Source organism: uncultured Cetobacterium sp. (assembly GCF_947039425.1).
Taxonomy (GTDB): Bacteria; Fusobacteriota; Fusobacteriia; order Fusobacteriales; family Fusobacteriaceae; genus Cetobacterium_A.
The window spans coordinates 1-23,138 of the sequence record NZ_CAMQYW010000011.1; the positions used below are offsets into that span (position 1 = coordinate 1).

18 protein-coding genes and 1 riboswitch are annotated in these 23,138 nt (G+C 30.8%); of the genes, 5 read left to right on the top strand and 13 right to left on the bottom strand.

Going from position 1 to position 23,138, the window contains the following annotated elements:
• Nucleotides 1-574: 574 nt before the first annotated feature.
• The 6 genes from Q0V09_RS01950 to Q0V09_RS01975 form a co-directional block, all read right to left on the bottom strand.
• The gene (locus Q0V09_RS01950; RefSeq protein ID WP_297404683.1) at nt 575-2,044 is read right to left on the bottom strand and encodes a nucleoside kinase; all 1,470 of its coding nucleotides are present in this window, start codon (nt 2,042-2,044) and stop codon (nt 575-577) included.
• 71 nt (nt 2,045-2,115) lie between these two features.
• Nucleotides 2,116-3,072 (bottom strand): ABC transporter ATP-binding protein, encoded by a 957-nt coding sequence (locus Q0V09_RS01955; protein ID WP_297404685.1) that lies wholly within the window; start codon nt 3,070-3,072, stop codon nt 2,116-2,118.
• The gene (locus Q0V09_RS01960) at nt 3,062-4,063 is read right to left on the bottom strand and encodes an ABC transporter ATP-binding protein (RefSeq protein WP_297404687.1); all 1,002 of its coding nucleotides are present in this window, start codon (nt 4,061-4,063) and stop codon (nt 3,062-3,064) included. Before Q0V09_RS01960 ends, Q0V09_RS01955 begins: the two co-directional genes overlap by 11 nt.
• Before the next feature lie 23 nt (nt 4,064-4,086).
• On the bottom strand, nt 4,087-5,007 hold the full coding sequence (locus Q0V09_RS01965) for an ABC transporter permease (RefSeq protein ID WP_297404689.1): 921 nt from the start codon (nt 5,005-5,007) through the stop codon (nt 4,087-4,089).
• A 15-nt stretch (nt 5,008-5,022) separates the two neighbouring features.
• Nucleotides 5,023-5,949, bottom strand: a complete 927-nt coding sequence (gene nikB, locus Q0V09_RS01970) for a nickel ABC transporter permease (protein WP_297404691.1) — start codon at nt 5,947-5,949, stop codon at nt 5,023-5,025.
• 65 nt (nt 5,950-6,014) lie between these two features.
• Nucleotides 6,015-7,514, bottom strand: a complete 1,500-nt coding sequence (locus Q0V09_RS01975; RefSeq protein ID WP_297404693.1) for a glutathione ABC transporter substrate-binding protein — start codon at nt 7,512-7,514, stop codon at nt 6,015-6,017.
• Nucleotides 7,515-7,746: 232 nt separating this feature from the next.
• Between Q0V09_RS01975 and Q0V09_RS01980 the strand changes: the two genes are divergently transcribed.
• On the top strand, nt 7,747-8,208 hold the full coding sequence (locus tag Q0V09_RS01980; RefSeq protein WP_297486916.1) for a DUF2147 domain-containing protein: 462 nt from the start codon (nt 7,747-7,749) through the stop codon (nt 8,206-8,208).
• 34 nt (nt 8,209-8,242) lie between these two features.
• Here the strand turns inward: Q0V09_RS01980 and adhE are convergent, their stop codons facing one another.
• Complete coding sequence (gene adhE / locus Q0V09_RS01985; protein WP_297404697.1) at nt 8,243-10,855, bottom strand: bifunctional acetaldehyde-CoA/alcohol dehydrogenase; 2,613 nt, start codon at nt 10,853-10,855, stop codon at nt 8,243-8,245.
• Between the two features lie 220 nt (nt 10,856-11,075).
• On the opposite strand from adhE, the gene Q0V09_RS01990 reads away from it, so the two are divergent.
• Nucleotides 11,076-12,458, top strand: a complete 1,383-nt coding sequence (locus tag Q0V09_RS01990) for an ATP-dependent helicase (RefSeq protein ID WP_297486919.1) — start codon at nt 11,076-11,078, stop codon at nt 12,456-12,458.
• A gap of 2 nt (nt 12,459-12,460) precedes the next feature.
• Here the strand turns inward: Q0V09_RS01990 and Q0V09_RS01995 are convergent, their stop codons facing one another.
• Entirely contained in the window at nt 12,461-13,471 is a 1,011-nt protein-coding gene (locus Q0V09_RS01995) for a hypothetical protein (RefSeq protein WP_297486922.1), read from the bottom strand.
• 39 nt (nt 13,472-13,510) lie between these two features.
• Nucleotides 13,511-15,007, bottom strand: a complete 1,497-nt coding sequence (locus Q0V09_RS02000) for a M14 family metallocarboxypeptidase (protein WP_297486925.1) — start codon at nt 15,005-15,007, stop codon at nt 13,511-13,513.
• A gap of 140 nt (nt 15,008-15,147) precedes the next feature.
• Between Q0V09_RS02000 and Q0V09_RS02005 the strand changes: the two genes are divergently transcribed.
• Nucleotides 15,148-16,461, top strand: coding sequence for an APC family permease (locus Q0V09_RS02005; RefSeq protein ID WP_297404704.1), 1,314 nt, complete (start codon nt 15,148-15,150; stop codon nt 16,459-16,461).
• Between the two features lie 25 nt (nt 16,462-16,486).
• On the opposite strand, the gene Q0V09_RS02010 is transcribed toward Q0V09_RS02005, so the two are convergent.
• Nucleotides 16,487-17,623, bottom strand: a complete 1,137-nt coding sequence (locus Q0V09_RS02010; protein ID WP_297486928.1) for a cyclically-permuted mutarotase family protein — start codon at nt 17,621-17,623, stop codon at nt 16,487-16,489.
• Nucleotides 17,624-17,728: 105 nt separating this feature from the next.
• Nucleotides 17,729-18,895 carry an iron-containing alcohol dehydrogenase gene (locus tag Q0V09_RS02015; RefSeq protein WP_297486931.1) on the bottom strand — a complete coding sequence of 389 codons (1,167 nt, stop codon included), beginning with the start codon at nt 18,893-18,895 and terminating at the stop codon, nt 17,729-17,731.
• A gap of 156 nt (nt 18,896-19,051) precedes the next feature.
• On the opposite strand from Q0V09_RS02015, the gene Q0V09_RS02020 reads away from it, so the two are divergent.
• On the top strand, nt 19,052-19,576 hold the full coding sequence (locus Q0V09_RS02020) for a DUF308 domain-containing protein (protein ID WP_297486933.1): 525 nt from the start codon (nt 19,052-19,054) through the stop codon (nt 19,574-19,576).
• 5 nt (nt 19,577-19,581) lie between these two features.
• Here the strand turns inward: Q0V09_RS02020 and Q0V09_RS02025 are convergent, their stop codons facing one another.
• Nucleotides 19,582-20,718 carry a YibE/F family protein gene (locus tag Q0V09_RS02025; RefSeq protein WP_297407236.1) on the bottom strand — a complete coding sequence of 379 codons (1,137 nt, stop codon included), beginning with the start codon at nt 20,716-20,718 and terminating at the stop codon, nt 19,582-19,584.
• Between the two features lie 9 nt (nt 20,719-20,727).
• The gene (locus tag Q0V09_RS02030; RefSeq protein ID WP_297486935.1) at nt 20,728-22,263 is read right to left on the bottom strand and encodes a 5'-nucleotidase C-terminal domain-containing protein; all 1,536 of its coding nucleotides are present in this window, start codon (nt 22,261-22,263) and stop codon (nt 20,728-20,730) included.
• 338 nt (nt 22,264-22,601) lie between these two features.
• Nucleotides 22,602-22,677, top strand: a riboswitch (cyclic di-GMP riboswitch).
• A 56-nt stretch (nt 22,678-22,733) separates the two neighbouring features.
• Here Q0V09_RS02030 and Q0V09_RS02035 point away from each other — a divergent pair.
• Nucleotides 22,734-23,138, top strand: a 405-nt coding sequence (locus Q0V09_RS02035; RefSeq protein WP_297486937.1) for a hypothetical protein, incomplete at its 3' end; no start/stop codon positions are given.

A 23,138-nucleotide genomic window follows, 5' to 3' on the forward strand; every position in this document is an offset into this window, starting at 1 on the left:
ACGAGATACGAATTCGTGACTGGAGTTCAGACGTGTGCTCTTCCGATCTGCTGAACTTGCTCTTGCTAATGGTGCTCACATTATAAATGATGTGTGGGGACTTCAAAGAGATAATGGAGAGATGGCTAAAGTTGCTAGCAAATACAGTTGTAGTGTTATTGCTATGCATAACCAAGATTCTAAAGAGTATAAAGAGGATATTATTCTCTCTATTAAAAAATTCTTTAAAAAGACCTTTGAAATTGCAGAACAAAATGGAGTTAATACCAATAAAATTATAATTGACCCTGGAATTGGTTTTGGTAAGGGATATGATGAAAATATTGAAGTTTTAAATAGATTAGATGAACTTACTTGTCTTGCACCACTTCTTATTGGAGTATCTAAAAAAGGGTTTATTGGAAAGGATATGAATTTAACTCCATCTCAAAGAGTAGAAGGTACAATTGCAGTAAATACAATTGCAGTTGCAAAGGGAGCTAAATTTGTTAGAGTTCACAATGTTTTAGAACATAAAAGAGCCTTTTCAATAGCTGATAAGATATTAAAAAAATAGCCCTTAATTGGGCTATTTTTAATAGTTATAAAAATGACTTCCTCCTACAAACTCCTTTAAAATAGATTCATCTGGAACATATTTATCTGGAATTGGTGTAAAATAGCTTAGCAGTCTTAAAAGTTTCCGAGCCTCTCTATAGTGGGCACTGTCCATCTTTATCTTTATAAGTTCCATCTCTACATAGGGCTTTAAAACTCCAATTTCATAAGCTAAGCTAGTATCAAAAATCACATCTGCATTTTCTTGATATGGAAATATATTTTTAGTTTCTCCCTTTCTTACTCTATCCCACATTTCAAGAGTTTCCTCAGCATCAAAATTTCTAGATATGCTATCTCTAACCACTCTTCTTATTTTTCTTACAACACTTGTTTTTATTCTATTATGAGAATCTATATTTAGTTGAGTTAAACAACTAATATATATTTTAAATATTTTTCTAGCTGGTATCCCTTCTACTAAAGCTTCATTTAAACCGTGTATCCCTTCAAGAATAATTACAGCCTTTCCATTTATCTGCATAAATTTTCCTTTTTCTTCTCTAGTTCCACTTTTAAAATTATATTTTGGTATCTCTACCTCTTCTCCATTTAAAAGTCCCTTTAAATTGCTATTTAAAAGTTCAAGATCAAGTGCCTTTACACTTTCAAAATCTTTTTTTCCATCCTTATCCATTGGAATATTTGCTCTTCCAATATAGTAATCATCTAAAGATATAACAACTGGTTTTAGTTCTGATGCTAAAAGTTGAAGATTTAGTCTATTACTAAAAGTTGTTTTCCCAGAAGAACTTGGTCCTGCAATTGTCACTATTTTAATATCTCTATCATCCACTATCTTTTCAGCTATCTTAGCTATTTTCTTACTGTGAAGAGCTTCATTTACTCGAATTAGTTCAACTATATCTCCATTTAAATTTATTCTATTTAAGCTACCAAGACAAGATACTTTCATTATTTCATTCCACTTAGAACTCTCCTTATATACTTTAGCTAACTTTTTATCATCTATAAGAGGTGCAAGTTGTATTACTCCATCTATATCCTTTGGAGTTTTTAAAATCATTCCCTCGTCATAACTATAGAGATCAAATAAATTAACATAAGCTGTATTTTCATATAACTCCTCTATAAAATAACTTTTATATCCATCTAATTCATAAATAAAAAAAGATACTATTCCTGTTGTTTCAAGAAGTTCTACTAAATCTTCTCTCACATTTTTTAAATTCTCTTTACTTATTCTTTCAGAATGAAAATGGGTCTTTGTTATTTTCAAATCTTTTTTTATAATCTCTTCCATTCTTTCCTTTATAGCCCTTGACTCATCCTCTAAAATAATCTCCTTTCCATTTACAGTTAAATAAACTCCATTATTCAATGAATTCCTCAAGGTTACACAATACTCTGGAAAAAGTTCATGTGTTGCCTTTAGTAAAATCAATTTACATGTTAAAAGATATTTTCTACTGTCAAAGTTTTCCATAATTCCCCTCCTAAAAAAAATAACTCTATATTAGTTATTAGACTAATTTAGAGTTATCCTTTTTTATTTTTTTATTTTCCAACTAAGTGACAAGCAAAGAAGTGACCTGGAGAAATCTCTCTAAGCTCTGGAGTCTTTCCATCGCACTGATCAGTAGCTATACTACATCTCTTTCTAAATCTGCATCCCTCTCCTGGATTTATTGGAGATGTTATTTCTCCCTTTAATCTTTCTCTAGTCATTTTATGCTTTAAACTAGCAACTGGAATAGCAGAAAGTAGTGCTTTTGTATATGGATGAACTGGATTGCTAAATAGTTCCTTTGCAGGAGCCTTTTCCACTAATTCACCTAAGTACATAACAGCTATATCATCAGAGAAGTGTTTTACAACTGATAAGTCATGAGTTATAAACATATAAGTAAGTCCAAACTCATCTTGTAAATCCTTCATTAAGTTTAAAACTTGTGCTTGAATAGACACATCAAGAGCTGAAACTGGCTCATCACAAACTATGAATTTAGGATTTAATGCTAGTGCTCTAGCTATACCTATTCTTTGTCTTCTTCCACCATCAAGCTCATGAGGATATGTATTCATAAGTCTTTCACTTAATCCAACTGTTTCCATAAGCTCAAGAACTCTTGCATCTAATTCAGCCTTAGTTTTACATTTTTTATGTATAATTAAAGGTTCAGCAATAGTTTCACTTAAAGTCATTCTTGGGTTTAGTGATGCATATGGATCCTGGAATATAATTTGCATCTCTTCTCTTAACCTTATCATCTCTTCTTTATTAAATTTTCTAATATCTTTACCCTCAAAATATATATCTCCACCAGTTGCTTCAAGAAGTCTTAAAACAACTCTTCCAGTTGTAGATTTTCCACAACCAGACTCTCCTACTATTCCTAAAGTTTTTCCTTTATCTATAGAGAAAGTAACTCCATCAACTGCATGAAGAAGCCCCTTTGGAGTATTAAAGTATTTTTTAAGTCCTCTCACTTCTAATATTTTATTATCTGCCATGTCTTCCCTCCTGTAGCTCTTTTACTTGTATTACTCCCTCATATGCTAAGCATCTAGTTTTATGTCCATTTCCTACAAATTTTGGTATTTCCACTGAACAAGCACTCTTTGCATATGGACATCTAGGATGGAATTTGCATCCTGATGGTAAGTCTGTTGGGTCTGGCATTAAACCTTTTATTGGTTTTAATCTTGTTACCTCTGAATCTAAGCTAGGTATAGAATCAAAAAGACCATGAGTATATGGATGCTTTGGATTATTAAACACATCTTCTAAAGAACCTGATTCAACTATTTCTCCAGCATACATAATTGCAACTTTATCACAAACTTGAGCAACTACTCCAAGATCATGAGTAATTAAAAGCATTGAAGTTTTTAACTTCTCTTTTAAATTATTCATAAGATCTAAAACTTGTGCTTGAATAGTAACATCAAGTGCTGTTGTTGGCTCATCTGCTATTAGAAGTTTTGGATTACATGCAAGAGCAATTGCTATTACAACCCTTTGCTTCATTCCACCAGAGAACTGGTGAGGGAAATCATTTAATCTATTTCCTGGAATTCCAACAAGTTCAAGCATTTCACTAGCCTTTTCTAGAGATTCTTTCAATGATATTTTCTCATGAATTTGAATAACTTCAGCTATTTGATCTCCAACTGTTAATACTGGATTTAACGATGTCATTGGATCTTGGAAAATCATACTTATTTGACTTCCTCTTATTCCTCTCATCTCATCTTCAGAAAGTTTTAAAATATCTCTTCCTTGAAACTCAATCTCTCCTGACATTATTTTACCTGGAGGATTTGGTACAAGTCTCATTATTCCAAGAGCTGTTGTAGTTTTTCCAGCTCCAGTCTCTCCAACTAAACCAAGAGTTTCCCCTTCATTTAATTCTATCTCAAGGTCATTAACTGCTAAAACCTTTTCATCCTCTGTTATATAGTTTATTGATAGGTTTTTTATGTTCAATAATTTCTCTTTCATCTATTTCTCTCCCCCATTGTAAATTAGTGTTTTAGTCTTGGATCTAGTGCATCTCTAAGTCCATCTCCTAAAAGGTTAAGAGATAGTATTGTTATCATTATAGATACTCCTGGGAAAGTTGTTACCCACCAAGCATATCTTAAGTATTGTCTTCCACCTGAAAGCATTGATCCCCACTCTGGTGCTGGAGGTTGAATTCCAAGTCCTATGAAACTAAGACCTGCTGTTGATAAAATTGCTCCTGCTACTCCTAAAGTACCTTGAACAATTACTGGCGCTAGTGAATTTGGAATTATATGTCTAAATATAATTCTAGCATCACTTGCTCCAATTGCTCTAGCTGCTTCAACAAACTCTTGATCTCTAATTGATAAAACAGATGCTCTTACTATTCTAGCATATCTAGGTATAGAAGAGATACTAACTGCTACCATTAAGTTAACTAAATTTGGTCCAAGAGCTGAAACAATTGCTATTGCAAGTAAGATACTTGGAACTGCTAAGAAAACATCCATAATTCTCATTACAACATTATCTAATTTTCCACCATAGTAACCTGCAAGAGCTCCTAAAAGTCCTCCCGCTCCTATAGCTATCCCAACTGCTAAAACTCCAACTGCAAGAGAAACTCTCGCACCGTGAATAAGTCTAGCAAAGATATCTCTTCCAAACTCATCTGTTCCAAGCCAATGCTCTGCTGAAGGTGGTTTTAATCTATATCTTAAATTTTGTTTAATAACCACTTGATCATAATCTGCTATTTGATCTGCAAATACTGCTAAGAAAACTATTACAGATATAATAAAAAGTCCAAATAGTGCCATTTTATTTTTCTTTAAATTCTTCCAAAGTTCAGCCCATTGGCTTCTCTTTTTTGCTACATTTACTTTTTTATCTCCTCCAACACTTTTACCATCTAAATTAACTGTATTTGATGTAGACACGATTATTCACCCCTCTTATTTATATTGTGATTTTATTCTAGGATCTACATAAGCATATAATATATCAACTGCTAAGTTAACTATACTAAATGTAACTGCTAAGAAAACCACTGCTGCTAAAACTGTAGGAGTATCCTTTTGTCTGATAGCATCAACCATCATTCTTCCTACTCCTGGCCAAGAATAAACAGATTCTGTTAAAACTGCTCCTCCTAAAAGTCCTCCAAACTGCAATCCTATTACTGTGATTACTGGAATAAGGGCATTTTTAAGAGCATGTTTATTTATAACAACCTTTTCTGCTACTCCTTTAGCTCTTGCTGTTCTAATATAATCTTGTCTTACAACTTCAAGCATAGATGAACGAGTCATACGAGTAATTATGGCTGCTGATCCAACTCCTAATGTTATTGACGGAAGTATCAAACTTGCAAGTCCATCAAATCCTCCAGAAGGTAACCATCTTAAATTAACTGAGAATGTTAAGATTAACATTAATCCTAACCAGAATACTGGCATTGAAACTCCAAGTAATGCACCAATCATACTAATACTATCGATAAAAGTATATTGTCTAGTTGCTGATATAATTCCAAGAGGAATTCCTATGCAAACAGCTATAATTATTCCTAGAACTGCTAATATAAGTGTATTTGGAAATCTTGAAAATATCTCTCCAAAAACTTCTCTACCTGTTGTATATGAGTGACCAAAGTCACCAACAATAGCATTTTTAACAAATCTAAAATACTGCATTATGAAAGGGTCATTTAATCCCATCTCTAGTCTCAATTGTGCAACTGCCTCTGCTGGTGCACTCTCTCCTAATATTAGCTGCGCAGGATCTCCTGGTGTAAATGACATGATTGTAAATACTAAAAATGATACCCCTAACAATACTGGGATTAATAATAGTATTCTTTTCATTACATACTTATGCATCGCTTCCCCCTTTTAGTTTTCTAAGTTTTGTATAAAGAGGAGGTTCCCCTCCTCTTTACATTAAATTAATCTTTATAAGCACCGTATACTTTATGGTGTCCTGCTGGATTCATATTAAATCCTTTAACATTTTTCTGCTTTCCAATATTTTGAGTTTGGTATAAAAGAGTTAAAATAGGTACTTGATTTTGAATAAGCTCCTGAGCTTCATTGTAATACTCAAGTCTTTTTGCTGCATCTGTTGAATGCTTAGCAAGTCCTAATAACTCATCCACTCTCTTATCCGAGAAGAATGATCTATTTCCAGCTCCACCGTGGTTAGCTGTATTAAATAGTGGATCAAGTCCATAATCAGCATCTCCTGTTACAGAAACCCAACCAAATATTAACATATCATGCTCTCCTCTAGCTGTTGCATCTAGATAAGCTCCCCACTCTAAAGTTTCAATTGTAACATCTACTCCAACTTGCTTTAATTGATCTTGCACAATTACAGCAATATCTCTTCTTACTGGATTATCATTTGTCCAAAGTTTAATCTTTAAACCTTTATCATGTCCTGCTGCTTTTAATAAATCCTTAGCTTTCTCTTGATCATACTCATAAGTTTTTGCATCTTTATTATATCCAAATACTTTTGGGCCAATTGGAGAGTTAGCTTTTTGTCCTGATCCTTGGTAAGCAACTTCTATAATATCATCTATTTTAATAGCATGAGAGATAGCTTGTCTCACTTTTACATCATTTAATGGAGCTTTCTTAGTGTTAAATCCAATATATGCCATTGACAGAGATGGTTCCTCTTGGAAATCAAGTCTATCATTATCTTTTACCATCATTTTATCCATAGGCTCTAAATCATATGCCACGTCAACTTCCTCTGTTTCAAGACCTATAGTTCTATTTGTCCCCTCAACTATATTTCTGAAAATTACATTTTTAGTTGGTGCCTCTCCCATATAATAATCTGGATTAGCTTTTAAAGTTATTCTATCTCCAGCTCTCCAGTTTACAAATTGGTATGGTCCTGTTCCAACTGGGTTTTGTCCATATTTATCTCCTAACTCTTCAACTGCTTCTTGATTTAATATTGAAGCTGCTGTGTGAGATAGGTGGCTAAGTAATGGTCCAAATGGCTTTTCTGTTTTAATTCTAACAGTATTCTCATCTACAACCACTATTTCAGATACTGCACCTATAATATGAGCAACCTCTGGAGATGCCTTCATTCTATCAAGTGTAAACTTAACATCCTTTGCTGTTAAAGGATTTCCATTGTGGAATTTTACATCTTTTCTAAGTTTAAACTCAGTTGTTCTATCATCAACCTGTGTCCAACTCTCTGCAAGTCCTGGAACAATTTTCATATTAGAATCTTGTTTTACCAATGAATCATATATTTGTCCAGCTACTCTTGAAGATGGTTGATCATTTGTTCTATGCGGGTCAAGTATCTTTGCATCTGCTCCTTGAGCTATGATTATTGTATCTTTGTCAGCCTTTGCTTCTGTGTTGAGACCTAAGAAAGCAACTAAAGCACTTAATAACAGTACACTTTTTTTCATTTTTATCCCCCTTGTTCACTTTTAGATTCAATAATTTTATATTGTAATAGAATATACCCTTTTTACCTAAAACAAGCAAATTTATTTAATAAATGGAACTCATAAAAAAAATAAATTATTTTTATATTTCATAAAAAAGGAAAAAATATTTTTATTTTGTATTTTTATTATCAAGTTGATTTTTTGTATAACACCTGTTATAATATTTTTAATTTGAATTTTAGGAGGTTTTATGAAAAAATTTATTCTTATTCTTTCTCTTCTAATGGGTACTTTAGCCTTTGGAAAAGAGAGCGATATTTTAGGAAAGTGGATAACAGAAAAAGCAGATAACGGAAATCAAATAATCGTTCAATTCCATGAAGAAAACAACAAGTTTTATGGTATTATTGACAACTTAACTATACCAGTGTATGGGGTAAATGAAAAGTATTCTGGAATGAAAAAAATGGACCTTAAAAATCCAGATCCAAACTTAAAAAATAAAACTTTAGTAGGCTCAAAGTTCGTTTATAATTTCACATATAATAAGGATAAAAACAAGTTAGAAGATGGATCTATATACAATCCTGAAAATGGTAAGATATACCATTGTTCTATAACTTTTAAGAACATTAATACCATTATTGTTAAAGGTAGCTTAGATAGTTTAGGCCTTATTGGAAAGAAACAAATTTGGAAAAGAGTAAAGTAAAAAAGCTTCCCTAGAGAAGCTTTTTTAATATCTTTTATTTTTTCTTTTGATCTTTTTCACTTTTTATTTTTTTATATTTATCTACACCATAATATGCTCTTAAATACATCTCTTTTAACTCACTCATCATAGGGTATCTTGGATTAGCCCCTGTACACTGATCATCAAAAGCATCCTCTACCATTTTATCTAGTTTAGATAAAAATTCATGCTCACTTATACCATAATCTGCTATTGTAGGTTTAATTCCAATTTCATCTTTTAACTCTTTAATTTTCTTTCTTAAAATCTTAGCTTTCTCTTCTGGTGTTTCATCTCCCTTTGTAAATCCTAAGTAATCTGCTAATTTACCATATCTTTTCTTCGCACTTGGATATTTATACTGAGCAAATCCTGCCATTTTAAATGGTTTATCTGTAGCATTAAATCTAATTACTTCATCAAGAAGTAGTGCATTTGCTGTTCCATGAGGTATATGGAAAGCTGCTCCTAATTTATGAGCCATTGAGTGACAAACACCTAAGAAAGCATTTGAAAATGCCATTCCAGCCATACAAGAAGCATTTGCCATTTTTTCCTTAGCTTTTCTTGCATGAGCTCCACCTTTTACTGACTCAGGTAGATATTTAAAACAAAGTCTTGTTGCTTCAAGAGCCATTGGATTTGTAAACTCAGAAGCCATTATTGAAACATAAGCTTCAACAGCGTGAGTTACAACATCTATTCCCGATGCTGCTGTTAAACCAGCCGGCATAGATAACATAAGTTGTGGGTCTACCACTGCTACATTTGGAGTTATTTCATAATCTGCAAGAGGGTATTTTACTCCAGTTTCATCATCTGTAATTACAGCAAATGGAGTAACTTCTGATCCTGTTCCTGCTGATGTTGCCACTGCCCAAAACTCAGCTTTTTCTCCCATTTTAGGGAATTTTACTATTCTTTTTCTAATATCCATAAATGTCATTGCTAAATCTTTAAAATCAACTGTTGGGTGTTCATACATTACCCACATAATCTTAGCAGCATCCATTGCTGAACCTCCACCAAGGGCTATTATTACATCAGGATTATAATGTCTCATAAGTTCTGCACCTTTTTCAACTACACTTAAAGTAGGGTCTGCTTGAACATCTGAGAAAACTCTAAAGTCCACTCCAACTTTTTCTAAAATTGTTGTTATGTGATCTGTGTATCCTAACGTTGCAAGTTGTTGATCTGTTACAATTACAGCTCTTTTCTTTCCTTTTAGTTCCTCTAAAGCCACTGGAAGAGATCCAAATTTAAAATAAACTCTTTCTGGTACTCTAAACCAAAGCATATTTTCTCTTCTTTTTGCAACTGTTTTTATATTCATTAGATGTTTTACTCCTACGTTTTCTGACACAGCATTTCCTCCCCAAGATCCACAACCTAGTGTTAGAGATGGAGCTAGTTTAAAGTTAAATACATCTCCTATTGCTCCTTGAGCTGCTGGCATATTCACAAGAATTCTTCCTGTTCTCATTGTCTTTGAAAATAGATCTATATGTTCTTTAGCATCTAATTCATCTGCATATATTACAGAAGTATGTCCCATTCCACCTAATTCAACTAATCTATCAGCTTTTTTAACAGCTTCTTCAAAAGTTTTATATTTATACATTGCTAAAACTGGTGATAATTTTTCATGAGAGAAAGCTTCCTCTAACTCAACAGATTCAACCTCTCCTATTAATACCTTAGTTTCCTCTGGTACATTTACTCCAGCCATTTTAGCTATCTTATATGCACTTTGTCCCACTATATCTCCATTTAAATTTCCATCAATCACTATTGTCTTTCTTACTTTATCAACTTCATCACCTTTTAGAATATAAGCATTTCTAGATATAAACTCTTTTTTAACCTCTTCATATTTTGAAGCTGGTACAATTACAGATTGCTCAGAAGCACATATTACTCCATTATCAAATGTTTTTGATAATAAAATTGAGTTTACTGCCATTTTTATATGAGCACTTTCATCTATTACAACTGGAGTGTTTCCTGCTCCTACTCCTATTGCTGGAGTTCCAGATGAATAAGCAGCCTTAACCATTCCTGGTCCACCTGTTGCTAATATAAGGTCTGACATTTTCATTAAATCATTTGATGCTTGAACTGATGGTTCCTCTATCCATCCAATTATATGTTTTGGAGCTCCAGCTTTCACTGCTGCTTGTAAAACAATTTTCGCAGCTTCAATAGTTGCTTTTTTAGCTCTTGGATGTGGTGAAAAAATAATTCCATTTCTTGTTTTTAAAGATAGTAATGCCTTAAATATTGCTGTTGAAGTTGGGTTTGTAGTTGGAACTATTCCAGCTATTACTCCAATTGGTTCTGCTATTTTTTCAACACCGAAAGCTTCATCTATCTCTAAAGTTCCACATGTTTTTGTGTCTTTATATGAATTATATATATATTCTGATGCAAAGTGATTTTTTATAACTTTATCTTCAACAATTCCCATTCCAGTTTCTTCTACAGCTAATTTAGCAAGTTTAATTCTAGCACCGTTAGCTGCTAAAGAGGCCTCTCTAAATACTTTATCCACTTGTTCTTGACTAAATGTTGCATATTCTTTTTGAGCTGCTCTTACTTTTTCTATTGTTTCAAATATCGACATATTATCACTCCCATATAGTTTTATTTTTTATTTAATGCTAGTATACTTGTGTTTTAGTGTACGTGCAAGAAAAAAAATGGTACTTTTTTAAAATTTTAACCATTAATTTTTGATCACCAGCCTTTATTTTTTGAATTTTTGTTCATTTTTTATTTTTTTGCTTTTTCTATTCCTTTGAGGTATACTTTAAAAAACTCTAGTATTTTAAAGGAGAGATTCTATGCTTTTAACAAAAATTAAAATTGAAAATTTAAATGAAAATTTACTTAAAAATAGTGAATTTCCCAATTTCCATCTAAAAAACTCTTTAAATTTTGATCAATTAATTGCCGTAACAAATTTATATGGTAACTATTTAGTTATAGCAGGAGCTGGAACTGGAAAAACTAGAGTTATTATTTACAGAACCTTAGTTCTTCTTAAACTTGGAATTTCAGATGAAAATATTCTTATTTTAACCTTTACAAATAAAGCTGTTTTAGAATTAAAAAATAGAATAAAAGAGCACTCTCCAAATACTAATGTGGTTATTGAGACTTTTCACTCCTTTGCCTATAAGTTTCTGAAAAAATTTAGTGTTAATAAAAATTTTAGTATTATTAATAGAAATGAAACTCTTAAAATATTTAAACATATAAAATTCATATCTATAGAGGATTTACTCTCCCTCCTATATCTTTTTACTTATAACACTTTAGAATTTAAAAATAGATTTAAAGCATTTAATAAAAAAGAAAAGGAGATTATTTTTTTAGCTTTTTCAAACTTTGAAAAAATTAAAAAAGAAAAAAATCTTCTCTCTTTCCATGATCTTATCTTTAATTTTATAGAGTTACTTAAAATTAAAGATATACCACTTCCATTTTCACATATTATGGTAGATGAGTTTCAAGATACTGATCCCTTTCAAATTGAACTTTTAAAACTTTTAAAATGTGAAAATATCTTTGCTGTAGGTGATGACTTTCAAAGTATCTACTCCTTTAGAGGAGCTCTTGTTGATAATTTTTTTAATTTTCCCTATTTTTTTAAAAATACTAGAACTATTCTTTTAAAAGAAAACTTTAGAAGTACACCAAGTCTTATAAATTTTACTAATCATATATCTAAAACACTAAAATTTTCCTTTAAAAAAGAGCTTATTTCCAATTTAAAAGATTTTGAAAAACCAGAGATTCATATTTTTAAGACCTTTCAAGATGAATATAACGGAATTCTTCTTAAAATTAAAAATATACTAAAAAAAGAGGATTTCTCATCTATTGCCATACTTTTTAGAAATAATTTTTTAGTAACTTTATATAAGGAATATTTTAAACATTTTAAAAATATTGATATTTTAACAATACATAGTGCTAAAGGTCTTGAATGGGATTTCGTTTTTCTTCCGACGTTACTAGATGGTATTCTTCCCTCTCTTTTTAGTACAGTATCTAATTTAGAAGAGGAGAAAAGACTTTTTTATGTTGCTTGTTCTAGGCCTAAAAAAGGACTTTTTCTCTCTTACCCCTTATATTTTTACTGCCAGTTTGGATTTTTTCAAAAACCATCCACTTTTTTAGATTCTTTAGATGAAACTCTTTTTAATGTGAAAAGAGGATAACCTTAACGATTATCCTCTTCCTCTCTTTTACTAAATGATATTATAAATCTCTCTATTCCTATTTCCATATCTATATTTCCATTTTTACTATTGTAATCTACCATTAAAAGTTCCTCTATTTTTTCAAGTAAGAACTCCTCACTATATCTATCTCCATAAAACAGCTTTAAAAATATAGGATATTCACTCATATATCCCCAAGAACTTCTAAAATATTTTTTAATATCTCCGTAAACTCTATCTTTAAAGTGATTATAAGATACTCCACCTTTAATAACACCACTTTTTTTTAAAGATGCTATTTTCAGCGCTAAGTTTAACTCTTCACTCATAATATATATAAATAGTTGATACTCTTTATTTTTTACAAGCCCATCTAAGAGTTTATCGCAACTTCCATCTTTCATCATATTTTCCACTGATTTTTTCAAATTATACTCTTCACTTACAGAGAGAATAGGTAAAACTTTTTCCAATATAAAGGTATCCTCTTTTATAAAGTTTCTTATTTTTTCAACTTCATTTTTAACCTTTACAAAATCATTTCCAATTACCTCAACCAGCTTTTCAGCTTCACGGTCTGATATTCCAAGCTGTCTTTCTATATAAAATTGTACTCCTCTTTTTTCTGTGGCCTTTCTAGCTTCTATAACTTTTCCAAGTTTTTCAGCTACACCTAAAACCTTTTTTCCAGGAGGATTTATAGATTTATCATAATCATTTAGTTCCTCTTCATAAGTTACAACTATTATCTTAGAAAAAGTATCATACTTTCTAACCACTTCTAAAAATTTATCTAGTTTTTTTATTTTTTCAGCTCTTCTTAAAACAAGTAACTCTTTTGGAGAAAACATTGAGTTTGTAGATACACTTTCTAAAAACTTCTCCTCATCTTCACCTTGTGATCCATCAAAGTATTTTATTGGTATATCTGTATTTTCATTTTTTATCTCTCTAAGTTGTTCCTCTACTTTTAAAGGAAGAGGAGTATCTCCATAAATAAAATAAAACATGTTCTCTCTCCTTTTTTCTTTTTTTAATATTATATCATATTATATGTTTCCGTGATATCTATATATTGGTAGTTTCTTATTCCTTATTTTAATTACACTTCTAGCTACAAAACTTGAATCTCCTTCTGGTTCTAAAAGAGTCCCAATAAAGTTAGAGTTTTTCTGATTTACAGGAACTACAAAACTCCCCTTAGGAATTTGTTTTTTCACCTTTTTTATCTTAGTTTTTATTTTAACTCTTCTTCCCTTATACACTGTATACTCATCTACATATGTATCCATAGATTTATTTTTCACTAAAACTTTTATCCCATGATTTTTTAAAATAGTAGCTGCTGTTTTCTCATTTTTATCAAGGATGTAAGCTGTTGGCATTGGTCTTTTTAATCTGATTTTTGGATTTTGTGGAACATAATTTATAGTTTTTATTTTTTCTATCTCTCCAGTTTTAGTGTTTATTAAAGCTAAAGTTCCTTTTTTCCCTAAAAACTCCCAAGTTATACTTATAGTTTCACTCACTCTATTTTTTTCCTCTTCAACTAATTTGTTTAAAGATCTCCCATTTTTAGCAACACTTATTAAAAAACTTTCAACAGCAGATAATCCACTATCAAGACGTCTTTCTATATTTTCTCTTCCTATTCCCTTTCCTCTAAGTTCTATTAGAAAAGATAAGGTTCCATTTAAAGCGTAAGCATTTCTTGCAATTCCAGCTGTTCCAGATGCTACATAGAGCTTCATAGGTTCACTTCCCTTTGGTTTTCTAAATGGATTATAATAGTAATTTGTACTATACCCTTTCTTTTTACAATCTTTTTCCACATCTTTTAAAACTATATTATATGCATAATTTTTTAATCTTTCTGAATAGTTTGGATTTGTTGATGAAAGAAAAAGTATATCGTAATAAGGTACTGCTCCATCTTTAATTATTTTAGAATAAGAGTGCCCATCTGCTATATACTCATGAATATCTAGTACAACATCTGGTTTATATCTATTAAATATTTGTTTCATTAAAAGAGCTTCTTTTGTTTGTAAAATTGTATGATCTGAGTTCATATCCTTTCCTCTATGTGTATGTCTTTTCCCATTTTCAGCTCCATCTGGATTCAGTCTAGGTAAAACTACTACATTTATATCATCTAAAAGATACTCTAAATCCCATCTAGCAAGTCTTTTTATAGTTCCAAGTAACACATCAGCTCCCATAGGTTCATCTCCATGTTGTTGCGCTACAAGCATAACTGTTGGTTTGTTTTTATCTATTACCTTATTTTTACCAATAACAACAAGAGGTATAAGATGTCCTCCTGTTGTTGGACCAAAAAGATTTACCTTAGTATGTTTTCCCTTAAAGTGAATTCCTCCTATAAAATCTTTAAGCTCCTTATCTGACATAAATCCATCTTTTCTTAAAAGACTTGGAGTTTTAACTTTTACCTTTGGAACCTTAAAATGTTTTTTAACTTTATCCTCTCCATCATAGGAAAATAACTGTACTGAAATTAAAAATAAAATCAAAAATATTCTCATACTATCCCCTCCTATTTGACTTTCTTTCCATAATTTAAGAATTTTCCTTTATTTTTATCTTTTATTTGACATGGTTTTCTCTACATGATAATATCGAACATATGAAACGTTGTGAAAATTTTATTTAAAAGGTGGAAAAAATGTCAAATAGTGATAGTTCTAATCCAAATAAACTTGGTTTTTTAAGTATTTATCTTTTAGGGATAAATAGCATTATTGGATCAGGTATTTTTTTACTCCCTGGAAATATTTATAATGAAGTTGGTGTATCTAGCTTATTTGTAATAGTTCTTGCATCTATACTTGTTTTATTTTTAGCCCTTTGTTATGCTGAAGCTTCTAGTAAGTTCAGTGAAAATGGTTCAGCTTGGCTCTATTCTAAAGCTGCCTTTGGAGATTATTTTGGTTTTCAAGTTGGATATTTCTCTTGGATTTTAGGAGTTATTACTTGGGCCACTGAAGTTGCTGGTTTTTTAACTGCTCTTACTGGGTTTATACCCTCTTTAAAAAATAGAGAGATCTATAATATCTATGCTATTTCAATTTGTATAGTTCTCAGTATTATTAACTATTTTGGAGTTAAGTTTTCAAAATTTTTCAATAATATATCCTCAGTGGCAAAAATAATATCTTTTATCTTCTTCATAGCTTTTGGAGTCTTTTTTATGAAAAAGATGAATTTTAACCCTATTGTTCCAGTTTCAATTGATACAAGTTCTCTTTATTTAAAAAAGTTTGGGAAAAGTTTAGGAGTAATTTTCTATGCCTATGCTGGATTCTCATTTTTACCAATTGCAGCTAAAAATATGAAAAATCCTAAAAAGAATATTCCAAAAGCTTTAATTGCTGTTGTTCTTAGTTGTTCTGTTATCTATTTCTTAGTTACAAGTATTTGCATTGGAGTTTTAGGGAATAATCTTGCCAATGCCACTCTACCTACAGCAGATGTTTTTAAAAGTATCTTTGGACAAATGGGATACAATGTTATTTTAGCTTCTATGCTTATTGCCATTGGTGGAATTGCCATTGCAATCTCCTTTGATACTCCTATAATTGCATCATCTCTTTCTACAGCTGGGTTACTTCCTAAGGCCTTTGGAAAGAAAAGTAAATTTAATACTCCAAGTGTTTCTATTGTTTTTACAGGAATATTTTGTATTCTTTTACTTTTAAGTGGAGATTTTATTTTCTTAGCTTCCCTTGCTGTTGTTGCTTCTTTTATTCAGAATATACCAACAGCTCTTTGCATTTTCAAGTTAAGAAATGATCCTAAATATCCTAACTCTTTCACTATACCCTTTGGTCCTTTAATCCCTGGAATATCGGTTATTTTATCTTTTTACTTACTTTCTCAAATGAGTATTAAGATAATAGCTCTTGCAGGAGTTGGTCTTATTATTGGAACAATCTTTTATTTTATATGTAATCACACTAAAAGAAAACAGGAGAAATAATCTCCTGTTTTTCACTTTATCCCTATTATTTCATCTCTCCAACATAGATCTTTTCTGATCTAACTCCTGGCTTTATCTCTCCATTTATAGAGTAAACTCTATTTTCTATTTTAACAAGTCCCTCTCCACAAGGAGCTAAAAATGGAACTTTACCAGCTGATCTCCAAGTGTCATTTTTAGCATTATATATTAAAATATCTTGGTTCCAATTAAAGTCTTGAGGATCTTTATTAAAGTACTCATTTTTGTAATCTTGTAACGCCTCTCCCTTTAATCCACCAAGTTGCTTATTAGCATCATCCCATATAGCTTTATTAAATCCACCAATAACCATCATCTCACTGTTATTTATTTTAACAGAACTAGCTCCTAATAAAGAGATATCCTTTCCATTAACCTTTACATCACTAACTTTATCCCAATCATTATCAGAAAAATCATAAGCATAACCATCAGTAAATGCTACACCTGTTCCCCCTCCAAATACATAGAACTTATCCTCTTTTCCATCATTTAAAATTTGTCCAACAGACTGACTTCTTTCTGTTCCCGCGAACATTTTTAAACCTTTTAATTTCTTTGTTTTTAGGTTAAACTCATAAAATCCTTTACTATTTTTACCATTCTCTTTTCCAGCAAAAATAAAGATTGAATCACCCTTCATTCCAGCAACTCCACCAAACGACTCAAATGGTAATTTTGCTATTGTTTTAACAACTACATCACTTTTATCAGCATTTAATGTTATATATAATATTTCATTTGAAACACCTGTTTGATAAGTTCCACCAATATAGTATATTCCATCTTCAGTAGATATTGTTGAACCATATCCAATCTCTTTATCAAGCATTGTATGTTTTACTAATTTTAATCCATCTTTTGTTTCTTTCATTAAGAAAAGATCAGGATACACTACCTTTGCTCCACCTTTTAATACTGATTCATAAGGGAAATTTGCTCCACCAGCAACAACAATATACTCTCCAATATTTCCAGCTAAAGGTCCTGCAACTCCAATTTGTTTTTCAAAATTCTTTGGTGTAGGTAAGTCTCTACTGTACTTCCAAGTAATATCATTTAAAGCTGTCTTTGATTGTGTAGACGAACAACCCATTAAAAATAGTGATGCTAATGCACTTGTTAAAATCAACTTTTTCATAAATCCTCCCTAGATTAAATATTATTTGTTTCCTAGTATTATATATACTTTACAAATGCCAAAAAAAAAAGACCTAAATTTTAGGTCTTTTTTTATAATATGTTCTTAAAAATCCACTTTTCTTCCATAGTATATTGCTTCTATAAGTTTTTTCATCTCTTTCACATCTATTTTTCTTGGATTTGTTCCAGTACAAGGATCTGCAACTGCTGTTTCTGCTATACTATCAATTTTTAATTTAAACTCCTCTTCACTTATTCCATACTCTTTTAATGTATGAGGCATATTCATGCTTGTTCTAAGTTGTCCTATGAATTTTACAAGCTCTTCAACTACCTCTTTATCTGTATTACCTTTTAATTTTAAAGTTCTTCCTATTTTAGCATAATCTTTTTCTACCTCTTTAGCATTAAACTCAACTACATATGATAAGTAAATCGCATTTGCAAGTCCATGATCTATTCCTAAAGTTTTACCTGTTTTATGTGCTATAGAGTGAACTATACCAAGTATAGCATTGGAAAATGACATTCCAGCTAAACACTGAGCTAAGTGCATATTTTCTCTAGCTTTTTTGCATCCATTATATGAATCTATTAAATCCTCTCCTATCATCTCAATAGCTTTTAAAGCAAGAGCATCAGTTATTGGATTTCTAACAACAGAAACATAAGCTTCAAAAGCATGAGCAAGAGCATCCATACCTGTATTAGCTGTTAATGATTTAGGCATAGATTGAACTAAGCTAGTATCTAGTATTGCCACATCTGGAGTTATATTGTAATCAGCTATTGGATATTTTATACCTGTACTGTAATCTGTTATTACAGAAAATGATGTTACCTCTGTTGCTGTTCCTGAAGTTGTTGGAATTGCTATAAATATCGCTTTCTTTCTAAGCTCTGGTAGATTAAATGGTTTTGCTGCCTCTTCAAAAGTAAACTCTGGATACTCATAGAATATCCACATAGCTTTTGCTGCATCTATTGGAGAACCTCCTCCAACACCTATTATAATATCTGGATTTTCCTCTCTCATAACTTTTGCACCCTTCATTACTGTTTCAACTGATGGGTCTGGTTCAACACCTGAAAATAAAACACTTTCAATACCTGCAACTTTCAAAGCTTCTTTTACCTTACCTATAGTTCCATCTTTTACAAGTCTTTCAGAACCAAAAACTATAATAGCTTTCTTTCCTTTAACACCTTTTAAATAAGATACTGCATCCTCTCCAAAATATAAATCTCTTGGTATTGTAAATCTTTGCATTTGAAAACCTCCTTTTATGTTTATACTAATATACTAATAGTAAGTTCATCATACACCTTTCTTTTCCTTTTTTATAGTTAAATATATAATTTGTACTCTATTATTTTTTTTGGTATAATTCATAAATCAATAATGTATTTTTAGGAGAGTATTGTTGTGAAAAATTTAAAACATTTATTTTTAACATTTGGAATTATTTTTATTCTTATTGGTGCTCTAGGTATTAGTAATATTAGCTTTTTTTCAAAATACATAGAGTATATTATTAGTGGTGTCTTATTTGTAAATGGTATTTACCATCTTGTATATTGTTTACACAAAAGAAAAGATCCATATTTTCATATAGGTTTAGTTTTGCTAGAGGGACTTATGGAGCTAATCTCTGTGGGTATTATCTTATTTAATACTTTTTCTAGTGAGTTTTTCTTTACAAGCTATATAGGGGCACTTCTTTGTGCTAAGGGACTTATTTTAGTTTTAGGAAGAGATTCAAAGTTTACAAGTTGGGAAGATACAGATAAAAAAACTAAAGTTATAGTTATTGTAAAAGGACTTTTACACTTTCTTTTTGGTTCTTTAATCATTATTTTACCTCTTGTTACAAATGGAGCTGTATACCCTGTTTTTGGTTGGTATATTCTTTTCTTAGGAATCCATATTATTTCAAATAAAAAATTCTAGAGGTTTTATCCCCTAGAATTTTTTTTTCTTAAAAGTATTACAACTAAAATTGTTGCAGGTATTGAAAGCACTAAACCTATACTACCAGCTATACTTCTTATTATCTCTGTTGCCACCATATCTAAATTTATTATCTCATAAAAACTTAACTTATATGACATAAAAACTAAAATTAAAGATAGAGAACTTCCAACATAAGCAAGTATTAAAGTGTTAGACATTGCTCCCATAATATCTTTTCCTATATTCATTCCAGATTTAGCAAGTTGATAGTTTGAAATATCTTTATTTAAACTTTCTATCTCCCACATAGATGATGATATTGAAATAGCCACATCCATAATAGCCCCAAGAGCACCGATTATAATACCTGAAAAAAGTATACCTCTATAATTTAAAAACTTTCCATTTGATCCATAAACTAAAGCTTGCATATCTTCAGAACCCATTCCAACTAAATTAGAATAATTACTCACCCAAACAGCTAGAGCTCCAGCTATTAAGGTTCCTAAAATAGTTCCAAGTATACCTGCATAACTTTTTCTATTTATTCCACCAACCATAAAAATAGTCATTACAGTTATACCAACAACACAAAGTATTGTCATAGGAATTGGTGAATATCCCCTTAATATTAAAGGTATCAATATAAATATTACACATAAAACTGTTAAAAGAAGAGTTATAAAAGCTTTAAACCCCTTCTTTCCTCCAATTAACACCATAAAAAATATAAAAGCACAAATCATAGCAAAAAGAGGTCTTTCCTTTGATCTCTCAAAAATCTTAAGTCCCTCTAATTTCCCATTTTTCTCATACTGATAAAGAAGGATGTCTTCCCCCTTTTTCAGTATAAGTTTGTATGGATTAATTTGATCAATTGTATTTCTTAAAGTAAATATTTCACCTTTAAAATCACCATTTAAAAGCTTTATCTTTACATGTTGATATCTAATATCTGACTCAATGGGAATATCTCTTTTTTCACCCACATCATCATAGGGAATACTTAAAATTTTTGCTCTAACAACTGTATACTCCCTTTCAGTTACCTCTTCATGATAAAAGTTTTTTAAATTTTTTAAATCATTTGAATAAACCACTGTACTTATTAAAAGTAGTAAAAATATTATCTTCTTCATTTTTTTCCTTTATTTTACAGGTACTAAAATATCCTTAATATTTGGTATTTCAATTCCTTTATTTGTTTTTATATCATCAACTAATACATCTCTTATTGGTATAAATAAATCCTTAACTTCAATAGCTTTACTAAAGTCATACTTATCTCCACCACTTACAATAAAGTCATTTGTAGCAACTGTATATACTTCATCATCAACAATTGGAGTTCCATCCTCTAAAGTCATTGAAACAACTCTATTTTCATACTCTTTTGTTGGGTCATATTTCACTTTAAGTCCAGCAAATTGTCCATCAGTCATAAAGTCAGCACCAATTCCATGATCTATTAATTTTTTAAGATCGCTACCTTTTACTTTAACAACTACAATTTGATTATCAAAAGGCATTATCTCATACATATCACCCATTGTAATATCACCTTTATGAAGAGTTCTTCTAAGTCCTCCACCATTAGTAATAGCAACTTGTGACTTTGTAGCCTTTCTCATAACATTACTTGCCCAGTATCCTAAAGGTGTTAAAGAACCTTTTCTATCATGAATTAATTCACCTTTTAATACTCCTAATTTTACACCTAAAACTCCAGAAAGTTTATTTTGTTGTTTAGCTAAAAGTTTAGTCGTTTCTGAATCTGGAATTATATCTGATTTATTATTTCCAACCATATTTATTGATGGTGTTATTGATATTACCTTTCCATCCTCAACAACAACATGTAGTTTTCCAAGAGCTCTACCATATTTGTAAGCTTGAATAACTGGTTTTCCATTCATCATACCAGAAACTGTTTTATGAGAATGACCTGTTATAACTCCATCTAATCCCTCAACTTTTGTTAATCTATTTAATTCATCTCCACTAATAACCATTTTAGCATCTTGTGCACTTGGAATATGTGTTATTGCAATTATTACATTTGGAACTCCCATTTTATCCTTACCATCTTTTAAGTATTTAATCCAGTCTTTTGCTGCAACTTCTGCTGGTTTAAATTCAATATTTTTAACAAACTCCACCTTTGTTTGGTACTTTGTTTGTTCTGTTGATAGTCCAATTAGAGCTACTTTTACTCCGTCAACATTTAACATTTTATATGGTTTTGCCCAAGATACAGGTTTTCCTGTTGTTTTATCATAAATATTTGCAGCAAGATAATCAAATTTACCATCCTCTGCCCACTTAGCTATTCTTTCACTTCCCCAATCAAATTCATGATTTCCAACAGCTGAAGCTGTTACTTTCATAGATTTCATCATTAAAGTTACTGGTGCTCCAAATGTTAAGTTTGATATAGCAGTACCTTGATAGTTATCTCCTCCACTTACAACAATTGTGTTTGGATTTTCTTTTCTAGCTTCATTAACATATGAAACCATTTTTGCCATACCTATATTTTTCCCCTTTGCCCTTGTATCCTCTGCCACATTTCCATGAAAATCATTGAAACTTATTATATCTATTTTAGTCACCTTTCCAAATATTGTCATTGTGACTAAAATAAACATACATAAAAATTTAAACCCTCTAAAGCAGACCTTCATAATTCCTCCTCATTTTTCATTTTTTAATGATAGTTAGATTATAGCACTTTTCTCTCACTTTTCAATACAAAAACATCTATAAATGCTCTTTTATCCTATTGACTTTTCCTTGCAAGTATAGTAGACTCTATTGTTATAGAAAATAAGCGTCCCTAGAAAAGCCACCTTTAATTATTCATTTTTTAGAATAATTGACGTTGGTTTTTTGCTTTTTTCTCAAAACAATACATATTAATTATATATTAAATTAATAGTTCGTTTTTTCATCACTAATATATATGTATGTGCAATAATTTTTCATTGACATAAAAATATAAATATAGTATACTTTAATAAATATAAAACACAGGCAAAGTAAGAGAAATCTTATGACGCAAAGCTAAAGGGTCTTTAAAATGACAGCCAGTTGCAAAATTCTGAATAACAGAGTTTTTGTAATTGGTTTTTTTAATTTAAGGAGGGAATTTATTATGAAAAAATTATTAGGATTAACATTTGTTTTAACATCAATGGTTGCTTTATCAGCTCCACAAGGTTCTAAAGATGAAACAGCTACTATGAATATAACTGCTACCGTTATAGAACCTTTAACAGTTGAGGCTCAACCAATGGCTTTTGGAAGAATAATTAAAGGAACAAAAGGAAAAGCTACTTCTACATTTACAATAACTGGAGAAGAAGGTGCTCAAGTTAATTTTATGATACCTGCATCAACTGACTTAACAAGCAAAGTAGGAAACAAAACAATGACTGTTAATTTTACTACTAAGAACAACGATAATTTCAAAAGAGATGGTGATGGAAACGGAACCCTTGCAACAGGTTCTAACATTGTAACTGTTACTGGAACTATTCCAAATACTGATCAAACTGGT